The organism is Halomonas sp. AOP43-D1-4, assembly GCF_052446175.1.
GTDB lineage: Bacteria > Pseudomonadota > Gammaproteobacteria > Pseudomonadales > Halomonadaceae > Vreelandella > Vreelandella citrativorans.
The window spans coordinates 177,959-197,198 of record NZ_JBQSVY010000008.1; the positions used below are offsets into that span (position 1 = coordinate 177,959).

The 19,240-nt window shown below is 55.8% G+C and carries 12 protein-coding genes and 1 pseudogene; 1 reads left to right on the forward strand and 12 read right to left on the reverse strand.

Annotation, left to right across the window (positions count from 1 at the left end; genetic code table 11):
- Positions 1-17: 17 nt before the first annotated feature.
- From gltB to pilM, 8 genes are all read right to left on the reverse strand, one after another.
- The gene (gltB, locus tag ACT3RQ_RS10700; protein ID WP_444622325.1) at positions 18-4,460 is read right to left on the reverse strand and encodes a glutamate synthase large subunit; all 4,443 of its coding nucleotides are present in this window, start codon (positions 4,458-4,460) and stop codon (positions 18-20) included.
- Between the two features lie 455 nt (positions 4,461-4,915).
- Complete coding sequence (gene aroB, locus ACT3RQ_RS10705) at positions 4,916-6,022, reverse strand: 3-dehydroquinate synthase (protein ID WP_172118668.1); 1,107 nt, start codon at positions 6,020-6,022, stop codon at positions 4,916-4,918.
- The gene (gene aroK, locus ACT3RQ_RS10710; protein WP_192526567.1) at positions 6,019-6,585 is read right to left on the reverse strand and encodes a shikimate kinase AroK; all 567 of its coding nucleotides are present in this window, start codon (positions 6,583-6,585) and stop codon (positions 6,019-6,021) included. Before aroK ends, aroB begins: the two co-directional genes overlap by 4 nt.
- Positions 6,585-8,624 (reverse strand): type IV pilus secretin PilQ, encoded by a 2,040-nt coding sequence (gene pilQ / locus ACT3RQ_RS10715; protein ID WP_193056485.1) that lies wholly within the window; start codon positions 8,622-8,624, stop codon positions 6,585-6,587. The genes aroK and pilQ overlap by 1 nt, the downstream gene beginning before the upstream one ends.
- A 60-nt stretch (positions 8,625-8,684) precedes the next feature.
- On the reverse strand, positions 8,685-9,215 hold the full coding sequence (locus ACT3RQ_RS10720) for a pilus assembly protein PilP (protein ID WP_319643842.1): 531 nt from the start codon (positions 9,213-9,215) through the stop codon (positions 8,685-8,687).
- Positions 9,212-9,934: a type 4a pilus biogenesis protein PilO gene (locus ACT3RQ_RS10725; protein ID WP_193056484.1), complete on the reverse strand. Its 723-nt coding sequence runs from the start codon at positions 9,932-9,934 to the stop codon at positions 9,212-9,214. Before ACT3RQ_RS10725 ends, ACT3RQ_RS10720 begins: the two co-directional genes overlap by 4 nt.
- Positions 9,931-10,503, reverse strand: a complete 573-nt coding sequence (locus tag ACT3RQ_RS10730; protein WP_193056483.1) for a PilN domain-containing protein — start codon at positions 10,501-10,503, stop codon at positions 9,931-9,933. The genes ACT3RQ_RS10725 and ACT3RQ_RS10730 overlap by 4 nt, the downstream gene beginning before the upstream one ends.
- Positions 10,500-11,561 (reverse strand): type IV pilus assembly protein PilM, encoded by a 1,062-nt coding sequence (gene pilM / locus ACT3RQ_RS10735; RefSeq protein ID WP_444622324.1) that lies wholly within the window; start codon positions 11,559-11,561, stop codon positions 10,500-10,502. The genes ACT3RQ_RS10730 and pilM overlap by 4 nt, the downstream gene beginning before the upstream one ends.
- Positions 11,562-11,754: 193 nt before the next feature.
- Between pilM and ACT3RQ_RS10740 the strand changes: the two genes are divergently transcribed.
- Positions 11,755-14,280, forward strand: a complete 2,526-nt coding sequence (locus ACT3RQ_RS10740; protein WP_444622323.1) for a penicillin-binding protein 1A — start codon at positions 11,755-11,757, stop codon at positions 14,278-14,280.
- 105 nt (positions 14,281-14,385) lie between these two features.
- On the opposite strand, the gene ACT3RQ_RS10745 is transcribed toward ACT3RQ_RS10740, so the two are convergent.
- The 4 genes and pseudogenes from ACT3RQ_RS10745 to lhgO form a co-directional block, all read right to left on the reverse strand.
- On the reverse strand, positions 14,386-16,395 hold the full coding sequence (locus ACT3RQ_RS10745) for a TRAP transporter permease (RefSeq protein ID WP_193056480.1): 2,010 nt from the start codon (positions 16,393-16,395) through the stop codon (positions 14,386-14,388).
- A gap of 34 nt (positions 16,396-16,429) precedes the next feature.
- Entirely contained in the window at positions 16,430-16,927 is a 498-nt protein-coding gene (locus ACT3RQ_RS10750; protein ID WP_193056479.1) for a DUF1850 domain-containing protein, read from the reverse strand.
- 29 nt (positions 16,928-16,956) lie between these two features.
- Positions 16,957-17,916, reverse strand: a complete 960-nt coding sequence (locus ACT3RQ_RS10755) for a TAXI family TRAP transporter solute-binding subunit (RefSeq protein ID WP_193056478.1) — start codon at positions 17,914-17,916, stop codon at positions 16,957-16,959.
- Positions 17,917-18,123: 207 nt separating this feature from the next.
- Positions 18,124-19,232 (reverse strand): annotated as a pseudogene (lhgO, locus tag ACT3RQ_RS10760) (L-2-hydroxyglutarate oxidase); the annotation flags it as partial.
- Positions 19,233-19,240: the final 8 nt, after the last annotated feature.

Below are 19,240 nucleotides of genomic sequence, written 5' to 3' on the forward strand. Positions count from 1 at the left end.
GCGTAGACACAGGCGGTTTATTGCGGCTGACGCCGAGATTGATCCAGCAGACTGCCCAGGCTTGCCGCTTTTGGCTTCACCAGCCAGAAATGACGCAGGTAGTCGCTAAAGTCTTCTAAAATCGCGGCCCCACGGCTGGAACCCGTCTCTTCGACATAGGTGGTAATCAGCTCGCGAAGATGGCGGCGATACGCCTCCATGGCTTCCGTACTAATGCGATGAATTTCGACCAGCTCGTGGTTGTACTTGTCCACGAAGGTACGGTCTTCATCCAGCACGTAGGCAAATCCACCGGTCATACCTGCACCAAAGTTAACGCCCGTTTCACCCAGCACGCATACCAGACCACCGGTCATGTATTCGCAGCAGTGGTCGCCAGCGCCTTCAATCACCGCCGTGGCGCCTGAGTTACGCACCGCAAAACGCTCGCCTGCGGTGCCCGCGGCCATCAACGTGCCGCCGGTTGCGCCATACAGGCAGGTGTTACCGATAATCGCGGTTTTATGGCTTTCGAACTGGCTAACCTTAGGTGGCACGATCACGATCTTGCCGCCGTTCATGCCCTTGCCCACGTAGTCGTTGGCATCGCCTTCCAGGTACAGATTCAGGCCGCGGGCATTCCAGACGCCGAAGCTCTGCCCTGCCACCCCGGTAAAGCGTGCGGTAACGGGCGCGTTTTCCAGGCCTTCTTCCCCATAACGCTTGGCGATAGCGCCTGAGCTAAGCGCACCCACACTGCGATCACAGTTAGTGATGTTGAAGCTGAACTCACCGCCCGACTGGCTCTCGATAGCCTCTTTAAGCGCTGCCAATACTTCCTGGTTTTTAGCACCCGGGTCGTGAGGTACGTTGCGGCCCACCTTGCAGAACTGCGGCGCATCAGCAGGTACAAAATCGTTCGTCAGCAGCGGCATTAAATCGAGCTTGCGCTGGCTTGCCGTATTGCCTTCCAACACTTCCAGCAGGTCGGTACGCCCGATCAGGTCGGTCAACTGGCGCACGCCTAGCATGGCCATCAGCTCACGCACTTCTTCAGCGATAAAGCGGAAGTAGTTTTTGACCATATCCACCGTGCCGCGGAAATGCTCGCCGCGCAGGAAGTCGTCCTGGGTGGCAACCCCAGTAGCGCAGTTGTTCAGGTGGCAGATACGCAGGAACTTGCAGCCCAGCGCTACCATTGGCGCGGTACCAAAACCAAAGCTCTCCGCCCCCAGGATGGCCGCCTTGACCACGTCTAAGCCGGTTTTAAGGCCACCATCGGTCTGCAGACGAATCTTGTCGCGCAGGCCATTGATACGCAGCGCCTGATGCACCTCAGGCAAGCCCAGCTCCCAGGGGGAACCAGCATGCTTGATCGAGGTGAGCGGGCTTGCAGCGGTGCCGCCATCGTATCCAGATACTGTGATGAGGTCGGCGTAAGCCTTGGCAACGCCCGTGGCGATAGTGCCAATACCCGGCTCGGATACCAGCTTCACCGATACCTGCGCCTCTGGATTAACCTGCTTGAGGTCAAAAATCAGCTGTGCCAGGTCTTCGATTGAATAGATATCGTGGTGCGGCGGCGGTGAAATCAGCGTGACGCCGGGCACCGCATGGCGCAGGCGAGCGATAAGCGCGTTGACCTTGCCACCCGGCAACTGACCGCCCTCGCCCGGCTTGGCGCCTTGGGCCACCTTGATCTGCAGCACTTCGGCATTGACCAGATAAGCCGGCGTGACCCCAAAGCGGCCCGAGGCAATCTGCTTGATCTTGGAGCTGCGAATGGTGCCGTAACGTGCGGGGTCTTCGCCGCCTTCGCCGGAGTTGGAGCGTCCGCCGGCTTCGTTCATGGCCTGGGCCAGGGCTTCGTGGGCTTCTGGTGAGAGTGCGCCCAGGGACATGCCCGCGCTATCAAAACGTGGCAGCAGCGCATCAACCGGCTCAACGTCATCCAGCGGAATTGGCGTTTCAGCGGCTTTAAGCGTGAGCAGATCACGAATGGTCGCGACAGGACGCTCGTTCACCAGCTGCGCGAATTTTTTCCACTTGGCGTAACTGCCTTCCTGAACGGCTGCCTGCAGCGACTTTACTACATCAGGGTTGTACGCATGGTACTCATGACCATGCACATACTTGAACATACCGCCCTGGGAGATACCTTTACGGGTAATCCAGGCGTCCTTGGCCAACAGCTCTTGCTGCATCTGTAGTTCAGCGAAGCCTGCGCCCTGTATACGCGAGGCCATACCCACAAAGCAGGTGTTCATCACTTCATCTGAAAGCCCGACGGCTTCAAACAGCATGGAGCCACGATAGGAGGCCAGCGTTGAGATGCCCATTTTAGAGAGAATCTTGAACAGGCCTTTTTGCAAGCCTTTGCGATAGTTCTCACGGTCGTCGGCCGGGTTGCCGGTAAGCTCACCCGTACGGTGCATATCGGCCATAATCTGATAGGCAAGCCACGGATACACGGCGGTCGCACCGATACCAAACAGCACGGCCATCTGGTGGGCATCCCGGGCGTAGCCAGTCTCAACGATAATATTGGCGTTGGGACGCAATGCCAGGCGGCCCAGGTGCGTATGCACCGCGCCAACGGCGAGCGGCGCCTGAATAGGAATAATGCCCTTGGGCAGCTCCGCATCGGTAAGTACCAGGATCACCTTGCCCGCTTTCACCTGGGCTTCGGCCTCTTGGCAGAGCGCATTCAGCGCCTGCTTTAAGCTCTGCTGTTCCGGGTCGTAGCCCATTGACAGCGTGTGGCTTGCAAAGGCCGGGTCGTCCTGGCTAACCAGCGCGGTAAATTTACGTGGTGAAAGTACCGGTGTAGTCAGGATCAACCGATGCGCGTGCTCAGGCGTTGCCTTGAAAACGTTAAGCTCAGCACCGCAGCAGGTTTCCAGCGACATCACGATGGCTTCACGCAGCGGATCAATCGGCGGGTTGGTTACCTGAGCAAACTTCTGGCGGAAGAAGTCGGTTAACAGGCGCGGACGGCTAGAAAGCACCGCCATGGGGGTGTCATCACCCATGGAACCCACGGCTTCCTGGCCACTTTCGGCCAGCGGACGCAGCACCTGGTCACGCTCTTCAAACGTCACCTGGAACATCTTCTGGTGCACGTTCAGCGCATCAGCCTCCATGGTCTGGAAGCGTGCAAGCTCGGTGAGCGCGGATTCCAGATAGTTGGCTTCCTGCTTGAGCCAGCGCTTATAGGGATAAGCAGACTTCAGGCGGTCATCAATATCCCGGGTATGCAGCACTTCGCCGGTTTGGGTATCAACCGCCAGCATTTGACCAGGGCCTACGCGGCCTTTGGCGACCACGTCCTCAGGCTTGTAACCGTAAGTACCAATTTCAGATGCCAGGGTGATATAGCCGTTTTTGGTGATGACCCAGCGAGCGGGACGCAGGCCGTTACGGTCCAGCATACACACCGCTTGGCGGCCATCGGTCATGACCACACCCGCCGGACCATCCCACGGTTCCATGTGCATGGAGTTGTACTCGTAGAAGGCGCGCAGCTCAGCATCCATGGTTTCAACGTTTTGCCAGGCAGGCGGTACCATCATGCGTACCGCACGGTGCAGCTCCATCCCCCCCGTCAGCAGCACTTCCAGCATATTGTCCATGCTGGAAGAGTCGGACCCCGTGGTATTAACGATTTCATCCAACTGGGCGATATCGGGCAGGCGCTCGTTAACGAAGTTGGCTTTGCGTGAGTTCGCCCAACCGCGGTTAGCCTCAATCGTATTGATTTCACCGTTGTGAGCCAGCAGACGAAACGGCTGTGCCAACGGCCAGCGCGGCGCCGTATTGGTTGAAAAGCGCTGGTGGAAAACACAGATAGCAGTTTCCAGACGCGGGTCGTTTAAGTCTTTATAAAACGCCGGAAGATCTTCCGGCATGACCAGGCCTTTATACGACACCACGTCAGAGGAGAGCGATGCGACATAAAAGTCTTCTTCGGCCCGTAAAGCCTGCTCGGTATAACGGCGCGCCATAAACAGATCAACAGTGAACTGCTCGCTCTCACCGGGCTCGATAAAGACCTGCTCGATACGCGGCAGGCAGTCAAGCGCCATGGGGCCACAAACGCTTGAATCAGTGGGCACAACGCGCCAGCCGACGACATTTAGGCCACGAACACTCAGCTCGCGCGCAAACGTCTCGCGCGCAGCCTCGGCACGGGCATCATCGTTGGGTAGAAAAACAACGCCCACGGCGAACTGGTCGCCCAGCGTAATCTCCAGCGCGTCTTGTGCGGCTTCGCGCATAAAACGGGTCGGCATTTTAAGCAGCAACCCACAGCCATCACCGGTTTTACCGTCAGCGGCAATCCCGCCCCGATGCGTCATACAGGTGAGTGATTCGATAGCGGTTTTCAGCAAATCGTGACTGGCCTGCCCTTCCATATGGGCAATAAGGCCAAAGCCGCAGTTATCGCGAAACTCGCCGGGCTGGTGAAGACCTTTATTCATGGGCGTGCCTCTAGTCAAAGGTGTTTTATTAGCAGCGTTATTATGATTTAATAGACGGTTTTTCTTTTCACACACAAACCTCTACCCGCCTATAACTGGGTGTTTCCCCGATTCACTGCCGCAAGAAAATGGTCGCTCAGCATAGCGACTTGCTCCCCGCCAGCGCAATCACCGCCAACATCAAAACCCCGAAAAGTCTTTTCAAATCCTATAGTTGCAAACCACCCTTCAACGAAAAATGCATACACTTCAAACACTTAAAAAGCCATATAACGCTATTTCAACGAAGGGTGTCGAGCGTTAAACTTTAGTCTAAACACCCCTAATATAGCCATGCCGATAGTGCATACGGCATGCTAATAACATTATTCGGCGCATCACCTGGTAACATCGGGCCATAAAAAAACCCACCTTGTCGGTGGGCTTAGTGAGCACAAAATACGTTTACAGGCGGGTTACAGCCGTGGGTAGTTATCCAACAAAGCACGCACTAACGCCTCTGGCGTCGTGTCATCAACACATGCATCGCCGGTAGCGTTTAGCAGCACCAGCCGAAGTCTGGTATCCACGTTTTTCTTATCCAGACGCATCCGGGCTAAAAAGTCGTCACTTAGCATATCCGCTGGGGCATGAAGAGGAAGGCCAGCGCTTTCAATCACCGCCTGGATACGCGTTAAATCAGCACTACTGATACGCCCCAGTTGCTGAGAAAGGGCAGCCGCCATGGCCATGCCTGCACCGACTGCTTCGCCGTGCAGCCAGTTGCCATACCCCTGGTGGGCCTCAATCGCGTGACCAAAGGTATGACCAAGATTGAGCAATGCGCGCACGCCCTGCTCCGTTTCGTCATCGGCCACAATGTCGGCTTTAATCTGGCAACTGCGTGCGATGGCTTCGACAATGGCGTCGGGGCTAATATGACGCAGCGCGGCCATATTGGCCTCAAGCCAGCCAAGAAACGCTTCATCACGAATAAAGCCATACTTGATAACTTCAGCAAGCCCGGCAGAAAGCTCTCGCTCGGGCAGTGTCGCAAGCGTTGCAATGTCGATCAGTACCGCTTTCGGCTGCCAGAAAGCACCAATCATGTTTTTGCCAAGCGGGTGATTAACGCCCGTTTTCCCTCCGACAGAAGAGTCCACCTGGGAAAGCAGCGTGGTGGGCACCTGAATGAAGGCCACGCCGCGCTGGTACGACGCGGCGGCATACCCAGCCATGTCACCAATTACGCCGCCGCCTAACGCAATCAGCGTACAGCGGCGGTTAAACCCTGCCTCCAACAGCGCGTCCCAAATGCGGCTAACCTGCTCAATGCTCTTGTACTGTTCCCCGTCAGGTAGAACGACGGTACGCACCTCCACATCGTCAGGAAGATTGGCGCACAGTGCCTCCAGATAAAGGGGCGCGATGGTTTCATTCGTCACCACCATCACCTGCTTACCGGCCAGATAGGGCGTTATCGCCTCTGGGTCGCTCAGCAGGCCGGCGCCAATATGGATCGGATAACTGCGATCACCCAACGCAACATGAAGTGTACGCTGAGCACTGGCGGGCTGTGTCATTGGGATACCTTTGAGTTAAGCGTGGCGCTATTTTCCAGCGGGTCGGTCAAACGCCGCACTCGGCGCAATATCTCATTGACTACGGCGCGCGGGCTACGCCGATCCGTGCGCACTGAAATATCCGAGGTGGCGCGATAAAGCGGGTCGCGGGCAGCAAACATATCGTTGAGCACCTGCTCCCGGTTTGCGCACTGAAGAAGCGGGCGATTACGGTCTTTCGCCGTGCGTTTAAGCTGCTGTTCAACCGTGGTCATCAGGTAGATCACCGTTCCGCGCTCACGCAGCATCCGGCGATTATCCTGGTGCAGCACGGCGCCGCCGCCGGTTGCCATCACCACGCAGGAGAGCCTTGTCAGCTCATCGATCATCTGCAGCTCACGCTGGCGAAAACCGGGTTCACCCTCTACATCAAAGATCCACGGGATATCCGCACCGCAGCGATCCTGTATGGCGTGGTCACTATCATAAAACGTGCGCGTAAGCTCTGCCGCCAACAAGCGACCTATTGTGCTTTTACCAGCCCCCATGGGGCCGATCAAAAAAAGGTTGGGTAAATCCTGCATCAGCGAACCGCCAAGCCATCGTCAAGTAGTCGTGGAGTAATAAAGACTAACAACTCTACCTTTTCATTGCTCTCTTCGGTATAGCGAAACAGGTGTCCGAGCAAAGGAATATCACCCAAAAGCGGTGTTTTGGTCATTTGGTTTAATTGTTCCGTGGTCAAAATGCCGCCCAATACAACCGTTTGGCCATTATCGACCAGCACCTGCGTTTCAATTTGATTGGTATCGATGGGCGGTTCTCCGCCAAATCCCGACTCCCTGAAACTATCATTTTTCACCACCAGGTCCATGATAATACGATTATCCGGCGTAATCTGCGGTGTCACTTCCAACGAAAGCTCGGCCTCTTTAAATTCAGTATCGGGGTTTCCCTGCGCATCGACACTCTGAAATGCGCGCTCCTCGCCTTGGCGAATAATTGCCGTACGCTGATTGGCCGTGATGACCCTTGGCTGCGAGATGGTTTGGCTTTTGCCTTCACTTTCCAGCGCACGAAGCTCCAGGTCCAGCAAAATGTCGCCGGACAAGTAACCAAAGCTAAATCCTGTACCTGGCCCTGAAGGCGCGCCCAGGTCTACCGCTAAACCGCTGCGGGCACGGTTCAAGCCATCCGGATTGATATTGCGCGCGCCAACATTGCCGTTATCCAACGCCTGAAAACCTCGCGTCGTCGAAGCGCCCCAGTTAACGCCTAGCGCTCGAGAAGCGGTGTCCCGGGCGATAACGATGCGCGCTTCAATTTGCACCTGACGCACCGGCACATCCAGGCGCTCCAGAGTACGCTTGATAATACTTACCTGGTTCGCCGTGTCCTGAACCAATAAGGCATTGGTTCTTGGGTCGACACTGATCCGCCCTTTCTCGGTCAGAAGCCCAAAGCCATCCTCACCCTGCAGCAACTGAGCAAGATCTTCAGCACGCGCGTACTTAACCTCGATAAATTCATCAATGGTTGGTGACAGTGCTTCATGATAGCGGTGAGCCTCAATTTCCTGGCGTTCAAGCTCAGCAAGCTCGGCGACAGGCGCCACCAGGATAACGTTGCCATGCTCACGACTTGCAAGTCCTTGGCTTTTTAACATCAAGGCAAGCGCTTGATCCCAGGGCACCTCATTAAGGTTCAGCGTGATACGTCCGGTCACACTTTCGCTGGCAATCAGGTTTAGCCCCGTAAATTCAGCAAGCGTTACCAGCACCGCACGTACCTCCATATCCTGGACGTTCAGGCTTATCCGCTCACCACTAAAACTATCTTGCGGGAGCTCATGATCGGCCAAGCGTTGCTGGTCAGCAGGCTGCACTTCGATACTCAGCACACGGCCATGTTGTGAAGAGAGCATGGTATAGGGGCCGTCGATGGTAAGTGCCAAACGCGCTCCCTGCGCATCAACGTGAGGGGTGATCCGCATCACCGGTGTCGCAAAATCGGTGACGTCATAAATCTGGCTAAGCGCATCCGGCAGCGTTACGTTAGGCAATGTGGCAATTACCTCGCCGCCCGATACATTCGCATGGCCGCTTTCCTGAACGCTTGCGACGACGCCTTCGCGGTCAAACGTCACCAGCAAGCGACCTGCCTGATCAGCCCCACGCTCAAAATCAATAGCGCTAATCTGCGGGCCCTGGAGGGCGTCAAGGGAGCCCTCTATTGGCGATTCAAGCGTTGTCGATTCACGCAAGGAAATTCGTAGCCGATCCCCCATTACCCGGGAGGTGTAATTCGACGAGTTGGCCAGGCCGATAACTAACCGCGTACGGCCACTGCCTTCCAATACCTTAATGTGCTCTACACCCGCACGCGCTACCTCAATGTGGCGATGACCCAAGCCATTTTGTGTATCGACCAGGTCCAGCGCCAGGCGTGGCGGAGCCTCCAGGCGATAACCCTGAACGTTGGCGACGCCACCGCTGAAGTGCAGATCAATATCCACGGCGCCAGCACTTACAGGATGCACCTCAATATCGGTTAACACCGACGCCACTGCCTGCCAAGGCAGTACCACCCACACAAGCATAATGATTCGACTAACCACGGCCATGGCGTGCTCCGATAAGAAAAAAAGAGGCTTTCGGTAAGCTCACCGAGTTGCCTGGGTTGATCATGGCGGCGATGTCAGCGAAAGGAGAACCTGCTGCTCTTGCCACCCCTGCTGAGTAGTAATGCGCTCGGTAATACGGACTTTGTGCGCCTCAATATGCGTGATACGCCCGCCATTGCTGCCCGCATGGTCTCCCGCACGGGCACTGGTTACATGCCCATCTGGCGTTTCTATCAACGCGACATGGCGCTTTCCCATAACCAGCGTGCCCACCAGGCGAAGCTCCGAAATAGAGAAACGCTCAAGCGGCTCGGGGGTTCGCTGTGCGTCAGGCACCAGCGGGGCATCCTGGTTTACGTCAGCTATCTGCAAAGGCGACTGCACTGCTTGAAAAGGACTGCGCGTGTCTGAGTAGCCATACGCCTCTACGGGATATACAACCAGTGGCTCAATACGCGAAGCGGAGGGAGTGCCTGGGGTTTGGCGAATCCTTGAGAGCGTGTCATCCAGTTGATCAAGCTCAGGCCCATGACAACCAGAAAGCAAAACGACGCTGACCAGGCAGCTCATCACGCGGGCAAGCCACTTCACTGATCTTCCTCCCGCCGATTTAAGCTATTTTCGCCGCCACCCTTTTCGCCTTCAGCCTCTTCGCTTTCATCCTGGCTGACAGCATCAGCGTCGCTATAGGCCTTAGCCACAAACGACAGAGACAATCTGCTCGCAGCTTGATCAATCGGCGCAAGCGTAATGTCATGCTGCGTGACAAGGTGTTCCAACCGACTAATATCAGTAACAAACTGCGCCAACTGGTGATAATCGCCTACTACCTGAATATCAATAGGATGTTCTGACACTTGGCTAACGACAGGACGCAGATAAATATCATCGATGGTGAGCTGGTTCTCATCAGCAGCGTCTCTAATGCTATCCCGTAACGCTGGAAGCGCCGCCTGGAGTGTTAACAGGGCACGCATCCGAGTCATTTGCTCCTCCAGGCCAGCCAGTTGGGTACGCGCACCGTTCAGCAAACCAGCGGCGTGAACACTGCTGCGGTAATCGCTTAACAGCCTTATCTCTTGTTGCTGTGCCTGTGCCAGCGACGCACGATGCTCACTCACCAGCCATGCGCAGGTCACCACTAACGCCATTAGAAACACCATCCCGCCGCTCAGCACTTTTAATAACCTGGGCCATGCGCCTGCATCACGTAGATCAAGCGTCTGCCAGTCAAGCGCACGCAAACGCTGCCACTCTTGCTGCCACACCTTTCCCCATCGCAGCAGGTATAGCGGCGCCCCTGATTTCATGGCGATACTCCAGAATCGACCAAAGAAACGCTCGGCTGAGTGAGGGTTACTTCAAAATGGAAGGTTCTCCCACTGCCCTGCGGATCACTGACCATTTCGGAGAGTACCGGAATATCAAACCCCGGCATTTCAGCAAGACGACGTAACTGCTCGGTTATCTGACGCTCATCTTCTGCGGCCGCGGATACGCTTAGCCGATTATGGCGCTGTTCAAGGTGCTGAAAGACCACGCCCTCGCCAAGACTTGCGGCAAGGTCGTTAAACAGCTGAGCCGTCTGTGTTCGCTGTTGAAGCAGGCGCTGGAAGCGGGTTAACTGCTGGCGCAGCTGTTCTCCCTGCAGAACAGTGCGTTCAGCTTCACTAATTTCATGTGTATAACGCTCTATATGAGCAGCGATATACGCATTGCGCTGCTCCTGAGCGCCCAGCATCCTCTGATAGACATGCGAAACCCCACTACCCAGCGCGATACCGGCGATCAGTAACAACAGCATGACCGTATAAAAGCGTCGCGTGTGCTGTTCTCGGCGCTCTTCCCGCCAGGCCAGCAGGTTGATCGTAATGCTCATAAAGGTGCCCGCATCGCAAGGCCGCTTGCGGTCAGCAAGCCGGGGAGATTCAGAGTAAGCGCCTGCCTATCCACGCGTTTGTTGACCGGCATCGTCTGCAACGGATTTAGCGGCGTCACCGGTAACTGACAAGTATCAGCCATAAAGGTCGCTAACCCCGGCAGCGCATTTATATCACCGGCTAGCACGATATGACCCACAGGCGATTGGCGGCTGGTGGCGATATAAAGCTGCAAGGCTCGCGCAATGCTTTGTGCGAATGCACCCAGAAAAGGTTTCAGGACCACGTCCTGAAAATCATCTGGCAAGCCGCCATGCTGACGAGCCCACAAGGCATCTTCTCGACTGAGCGCGTATCGCTCTTGAGTCGCGGCGGTTAACGGTTCGCTGCCCTGCAGGTTTTCGCGAACGTAAACGGTGCGTGCATTATGAAAAACGCGAAACGTACTTGTCTGCGCCCCGATATCGACCAACGCAACGCTTGCGGCAGGGTCAGACGCCGCTGATAGCGGAGGGCGCAGCGCAGCAAAGGCACGTTCAATCGCAAAGGTTTCGACATCCACCGCAACGGGTTCCAGTCCTGCACGCACCAAGGGTTCTGTCAGTTGCCAAACATCCTGTTGACGACAAGCCACCAACATTACTTGTTGTAAATGCGCAGCCAAGGGAGCAGGCCCCATGCATGCAAAATCAAACGCCACGTCATTGAACGGAAAAGGCAGATGACGGTCTGATTCGATCATCAAACGCTCCTCGATTTCCTGCTCGTTCAACTCAGCAGCAAACGTGAGCATTTTAGTAATCGCCATGCAGGCAGGAAGTGCTACCACGGCATTACGCGTAGAGGGCTTGGCGTGGTCAATGGCACGTTTTAAACTATCTGTGACGTAATTAATGTCCTGAATACGCCGTTCAGCCACTGCACCGTCACGAAGTGAGCAAACCGCATGGCTTTCCACTTGGTAGGTGTCGTGACTCTTTTTAAGCTCCAACAGTTTGATGGCGGTCGATGTAATATCGATGCCGATCAATCCCTTACTGGCTTTAAACAGGCGCATTATGAGTTTATTCCTGCCATCTGATATGCCCAAGAAGTAGTGGCATAACGCGCTAGTCAGGTAACGCGCCGTTATATTTACGGCATATCAACACTGGTGGCCGCTGCCTCGCCTTCCTATAATGGCAGCCAATTGCGCGATACGGCCGCTTGGATGCCGATCCTATTCTCCTTTTCATGGGTGCCCTCTGTTCATGACGTTTTTGCGAACCCTCATTCTGTCGCTGTTCTTTCTTATCGTGTCGTTAGTCGGGGCCGCCGTATTAGCCATGGTGGGAGCGGCTATCTATTTTTCGCCTGGCTTACCTGATGTTCGTCAGTTGCAAGACTTCGAGCTTCACTCACCTCTGCGAATTTTCACCAATGACGGTAAGTTAATCGGTGAGTTTGGTGAGGAACGGCGCATCGTCGTTGATTTCGACGAAATACCTCAGAACATGGTCAACGCTCTGGTGGCCGCCGAGGACACCAATTACTTTGAGCACTCGGGGGTTGACCCTCGAGGGCTTGCCCGTGCCGCAGTAGAGCTGGCCCGAAGTGGCAGTATTCAATCAGGCGGCTCCACCATCAGCATGCAGGTCGCGCGTAACTACATGCTGACGCTTGACCAAACCTTTACTCGTAAGCTGCGTGAAATTCTGCTGGCTCTGCAGATGGAAAAACTGCTCAGCAAGCATGAGATATTCGAACTTTACGTTAACAAAATTTTCTTAGGAAATCGAGCATATGGCATTGCAGCCGCTGCCGATACCTATTACGACAAGCCGCTTTCCGAACTGACGCTTGCAGAAACGGCCATGATTGCCGGGTTGCCTAAAGCGCCTTCCGCGTTTAACCCGCTGGCCAACTCCGAGCGCTCACTGATTCGTCGCAACTGGATTCTGTTCCGTATGCGCGAGCTGGGCTTTATTGATGACACCACTTATCAGGCTGCCGTACAGGAGCCGGTTACTGCACGTCGCCACTTCACCCAAACCGAAGTAGATGCTTCTTACGTGGCAGAAATGGCGCGTCAATATGCGATTGAGCGCTTTGGCGATGCGGCGTACACCGGCGGCTACCGCATTTATACGACGCTGGACAGTGAGCTTCAGCCGTTTGCCCGCGAGGCCCTGGCAACTGGCCTGCTTGAGTATGATTTACGCCACGGCTGGCGGGGTGCTGAACAGCACGATATCGCCCCCAGTCTGGTTGAAGCCCAAGAGCGTACGGCAACCCAAGGATTGGAAGAAGAGCTTGCCGAGTCGCCTGAAATTCGTCAGACAGCCCGCCAGGCCGCCGAGCGTAGCCAAACGGAAATCGCCGGTGTTGAAGGCGATGTTAGTAACTGGCTGCAAGTACTTGAGCGTACCCCCGAGTATGGCCTGTTAAAACCCGCCATCGTCGTGGAAAGCGGTGGTCGTGAAATGCAGGTACTTACCCGTGGCGGCGAGCTGAAAACCATTAACTGGGACGGCCTAAGCTGGGCACGTACCTATAACAGCCCACGCAGTCGTGGTGCTGAGCCAAGCTCTGCCGACCAGATTGCCGTACGCGGTGACCTGGTTCGCATTCTCGAAACCCAGGATGGCACCGTACGCCTTTCTCAGCGGCCAGATGCAGAAGGCTCTCTCGTTGCTCAGGACCCACGTACCGGCGCGATTCTCGCCTTGCAGGGCGGGTTTGATTTTAACGCCAGCAAGTTTAATCGCGCGGTTCAGGCACAGCGCCAGTCGGGTTCTATTTTCAAGCCCTTCATTTACCTTGCGGCACTTGAAGATGGCGAAATGAACGCTTCCACCGTGATCAATGACGCGCCTGTTGTATTGGATGACGGCAGTAACTCGCTCTGGCGCCCTGTTAACTCCAGCCGTGACTTCGCAGGGCCAATGCGCTTACGCCCGGCGCTTGCTCGTTCGCGCAACCTGGTCACTATTCGCGTTCTACAGGCGATGGGGCTTGATCATACGATCAACTATCTGGAAGGTTTTGGCTTCGCGCCAGGCCGCCTGCCTCATGGCCTCTCTTTGGCCTTGGGCAGCGCAAGCCTAACGCCTATGGAAATGACCAACGCCTACTCCGTGATTGCCAATGGCGGCTTTCAAGTGGCGCCGTGGTTTATTGAACGTGTAACTCGCAATGATGATCATGAGCTCATTGATGAAGCGACACCCCAGGTGGCTTGCCCCAGCTGTGCAGAGGGTCAGGAAACCGTTGAGATTGATGGCCGTGAATACCCGGTTGCCAAACGCGTTGCCAACGCAGCGGCCACCTACATTCTGCGCGATATGCTGCGTGATGTTATTACCTCGGGTACTGGCCGTGGGGCACTGAGCCTTAACCGTGAAGATATCGTCGGTAAAACCGGCACCACCAACAGCCAGCGTGACGCATGGTTTGCAGGCTTTAACACCGACCTGGTGACAACCGTTTGGGTGGGCAAAGACAGCAACGAAACCATTGCCGAGTATGGCGCCAACGCTGCACTGCCTATTTGGAACGCCTTTATGGGCAAGGCGCTTGAAGGCACACCCTCCGCCGTGCCTGAGCGTCCTGATACGGTGGTGACTGCGCGGGTAGACCCTAACTCAGGCCGACGCTTACATGACAATCAGCCGGGAGGCATCAGCGAGTTCTTCCACCGCGACCACTTGCCCGCCTACCAGCCGCGCGGGATTAGCCGAGAGCTGGAAGAGGCCAGCGGCTCACAAGGCTCGGGCACAGCAGAGTCCATCTTCTAAGCAAGCCTGAAGCCATGTAACCGCTAAGGCAAGAAACGCAAAAGCCCGGAAACCTAATGGTCTCCGGGCTTTTTTTACATCCAGCTTTCGCCATCGTTTTAAGCGCTATGCAATACTCGGCGCTTCATGCTTACTGGCTCGCCAATTTGTACCAATCGCAACGATCATGACGGCAACACCGGCAATCTCGGTGATCAGGCTAGGGTAGAAAACCCCTACGATAGCGGCGCCAATGGCAAGGCGCGACAACCAGCCCATACGGGTAAACAAATATCCTTCAAGGGCGGCGGCAAAGGCGCACAGGGCAAAAATAGCAATAACGGCATTCCAGATCACCACCGGCACCGGGCCGCCGACAATAATCTCCGGATTGAACACCATAAACAACGGAATGAGATAAAGCCCTTTGGCAAACTTCCACGCCTGAAAGCCGGTTTCCATCGGTTTACTGCCCGCGATTGCAGCCCCGGCAAACCCTGCCAAGGCGATGGGCGGCGTCACGTTAGAGTCCTGGGAGTACCAGAATACTACCAGGTGAGCGACCAGTAGCGGCACGCCAAACTCCGCCGTTAGCGCCGGGCCCACCAGAACAATCAGCACGATATAGCTTGCGGTAACCGGCAGGCCCATACCCAGAATCAGGCTTGCCAACAACACCATGACCAGGGCAAGCACCAGATTGCCGCCCGAGAAAGCGAGCATCATGGAGGAGAACTTAAGCCCAAGGCCGGTTAACCCAACTACACCCACGATAATGCCTGCCACCGCACACGCCATGGAAACCGCCACGGCATTGCGTGCGCCCAGTTCAAGGCCCTGCACCAGCTTCACCAGGCCGATCCAAACCACCTCTTGGGTCCGCCTGACTGTCACCGGCTGGCCTTGGCCAGGCGCGACAAAGAAGTACCATAACGCGTAACGTAAAACCGCCACGGCAATCATGGTAATTACCGCGTAGTAGCCGACCCGCATGGGCGAAAGGTTCATTACCAGTAGCCACACCAGCACGGCCAGCGGCAGCAGAAAATGCCAACCATCCTTCATGACCTGGCGCATTTTCGGCAGCTCGCTTCTCGGCATGCCCTGCATTCCCTGTTTAAGGGCAATAATATGTACAAACAGATACACCGTCGCGAAGTACATGATCGCCGGTAAAATACTGACTTTGACAATATCCAGGTACGGCGTATTGGTGTACTCGGCTATCAAAAAGGCGCCTGCGCCCATCAGCGGCGGCATAATTTGCCCACCAGTGGAGGCAGCGGCTTCAATTCCTCCCGCCTGCCTAGGCTGATAGCCCAGTTTTTTCATCAGCGGGATAGTAAACGCGCCCGTGGTGACCACGTTGGCAATCGCGCTACCCGAGATAGACCCCATGCCCGCCGACGCCAGCACAGCCGCCTTCGCCGGGCCGCCGCGCTGGCGCCCTGTGGCTGCGTAGGCCATATCAATAAAGAATTTTCCCGCCCCGGTGCTCTCTAAAAACGCCCCAAACAGCACAAATATAAAAATGTAGGTCGCGGCAACCCCTAACGGCAAACCAAAGATACCTTCCTGACCCAAGTATAGCTGGCCTGCTACTCGGTCCAGAGAATAGCCGCGATGATTTAAAATACCGGGCAGCCACTCGCCAAGCCAAGGCAGCTCACCGCGTGGCCCGGCAAAGGCGTATATGATGGCCAGCACGCCAATAATCGTCATCCCGAAGCCCACGGCACGACGGCTGGCTTCCAGTACCGTGACCGTCGCAATGCAGGCCACCAGAATATCGGTTTCACTCCAGAAACCCGCACGATTGATAATCTCGTCTAAAAACAGCACAAGATAGCCGCCGGTAATCAGCGCGCCCGCTAAAAAGACAAGATCAATTCCCCAGCCAAGTACACCTCGCTTACGGTTCGGCCCAAAAACCGGGAACATTAAAAACGCTAACAGCATAATCAGCGCTAGGTGGATACCGCGCTGGTAAAACAGCCCCAACGGCTGAATACCGGCGGAGTAGAGCTGAAACAGGGAAAGCCCGACAGCCACGATGGTGATACACCGCAGTACCAGGCGGGGTTGAATCGCATTACCGCCCGGCATTAATACCGGCGGTGGAGTGGATTCGTTCATGAAGTCCTCGGAAGTGTTGTCTCGCTTGTTTCTTTTAGAAGCGCTCTGGCTCACCCAGTTGGATGATGACTCGCTGCCCTGCCGCTTGCTCGCTCAGGCTAATGTCAGGGTGCTCGCCATCGGGCCACACCACTTGATGATTGACCGCATTAGCACCGACTCGAAGTACATACCGGTTATTGATGACAGGCTCATTAATCGCATTGATCCAGTAGCCGCCCTGGCCATCAGACACTTGCTCGCCTCGACCCACAATGTGCCCAAGTCCTGCGGCAAAGTCGGGCTGGTGGCTGCGCTCAAGCTGCATGACACCGCTGGCGTTGCGATAGCAATCCAGCACCGTGAAGTGTTCGACCGAATGCTGCCACTGAATGCACCAGCGCACGCCTTCAGGAGCGGCTTCCTCCAACAGCGTTTCGCCATCTTCAGTGGTAACCGTAAGGTACGCAGACGCCGAGGCGGGGGAAGCCCCAGCCTCGGCAAACGGTAAGCAGACCAACAGGAGCGCCATCAGTTTTTGTTGCCACTGCATGACGAATGCTCCGTTAGATGAAGGCGTCGTTACGGACGCAAACGGTCCGGAATTTCGACATCCATTTCCTCAAAATAGCGAATTGCGCCCGGGTGCAGCGGCACGGGCGTTGAATTCATGGTGAACTCAATCGTGGTGTCGTTGGCGGCGGGGTGGACGGCAATCAGCTCATCGGTATGCTCAAACAGCAGTTGGGTCAGCTGGTAGGCAAGCTCTTCATCCATATCGGCGTTAACCACCAGGACATTGGGAATGCCGATAGTCTGAACGGCTTCGCCCATGCCGTCGTACATGCCAGCGGCAAGCTCATAGGGAGCAAACACCGCTTCCTCTTCCTGCGCGTTGGCAATTTCTTCATCGGACAGGTTGATCAAGCGAATGTCGCGAGTGGCGGCCAGGTTAAGAATTGAGCTGGTAGGCGGGCCTACGCTCCAGAAACCGGCATCAATATCGCCATCGCGGATGGCATCGGCCGTTTCGTTGAAATTGAGCCGCTGGGGAGTGAAGTCTTCGTAGCTAATGCCGTTGGATTCCAGTACGGCGCGGGCGTTAAGCTCGGTGCCGCTACCCGGTGCGCCAACCGAAACTCGCTTGCCCGCCAGGTCATTGATGCTTTGAATATCGGATTCGGCAAGCGTCACCAACTGCACCGCATTGGGGTAGAGGGATGCCAGCGCCCGAGTGTTTTCCACCTGACGGCCTTCAAAATCGTCGGTGCCGGTATAGGCTTGGTACACCGTGTCGGCCAGTGCGGTGGCAAGATCGGCATCGCCGCGCATGATGAGCCCCATATTTTCAACCGAGGCGCCGGTCACTTCCGCCGTCGCTTGAGCACCTTCAATATGGTTATTGATCATTTCAGCCAGGCCGCCGCCAATAGGATAGTAAACGCCCCCGGTACCGCCAGTGGCGATAGAAAGCTGTTGGGCGCTGGCGGGCAGTGCTATGGCGAGCAGCGATGCTGCGGCTGCATATTTTAGTGTTTGCATGCGAGTTGCCTCCGTCCGGCTTGGACTTATAAGTATGCGTGACGATCAGAATATTTGTTGTGCTTGCCGCTGCATTCGCAGCGGCGGCCACGTGACGTTAGCACGGCTGTTGCGTTGATGTTAATGGGACAATAGTGCCACGACCTGCTGAGTAATATGCGCCCCAATAGGAAGCGCTGACGTTGCCGCTGGCGAAGGAGCATTGCCGACGTTCACCGTCCGCCGTGTATTGACGAATAAAAAGTCATCGACCAACTTACCGTCACGGGATACGGCCTGGGCGCGAACGCCTGCCGGGTAAGGCTGAAGGTCATCAATAGTGATATCAGGGCAATATTTGCGGACCAGTTCCAGGTAGCCACGCTTATAGAACGAGTTTTTCATCTCCCCAATTCCTGGCTTAAGGTGCTTGCCCAATACCTTTAAAATACCGGGATGGGACAACATCTGAGCTATATCGCGTAGCGACATATCCTGTTTTCGATAGCCTTCACGCTTTAACGCTAATACCGCGTTGGGGCCGACCGTTACGCGACCATCGATCATTCGGGTTAAATGCACGCCCAAAAATGGCATGCCCGGGTCCGGAATAGGGTAAATCAAGTGGTTAACGATATGATTATGCTGCTCGGGCAATAAATAGTACTCCCCCGGAACGGGCAGATGGTAAAGCCTGGCTTCTGACCCAGCATGCGGATCACCCGGTCAGCCATTAACCCGGCACAGGTCACCAGGTAGCGGCTGCTCAACGTATCGCTGGAGGTGGTGACCACCACCTCGGCACGGCGCTCTTCCAACCCTTTCACCTCAACGCCATAGCGAATTTTCCCGCCAAGGCGTTCAAATTCAGCGGCCATGGCACGAGTCACCTGGGCATAGTCGACGATACCGCTTGAAGGGACGTAAATAGCGGCCTCGCCACGGATATTCGGCTCACGCTCTTTAAGCGCCTCCGCGCTAAGCCACTCACGCTCCAGACCATTGGCCGCAGTACGTTCCCAAAGCGCTTGCATGCGCTGGATCTCAAGGGCATCGGTGGCCACCAGCAGCTTGCCGCAAATGGCGTAATCGACCCCATGCTGATCACAAAACGCCCGCGTTGCTCGGTTGCCCTCAAGACAAAACCGCGCCTTCAAACTACCCGGCGTGTAGTACACCCCGGCATGAATAACACCGCTGTTATGGCCGGATTGGTGCTGAGCGGGGCCGTGCTCTTTTTCAAGCACCAGCAGACGCTTATCAGGGTAGGTCTGCTGCAGCTGCATTGCGGTAGACATCCCAAGGATTCCGCCGCCAATAATGATGAAATCCCACATCAATCACG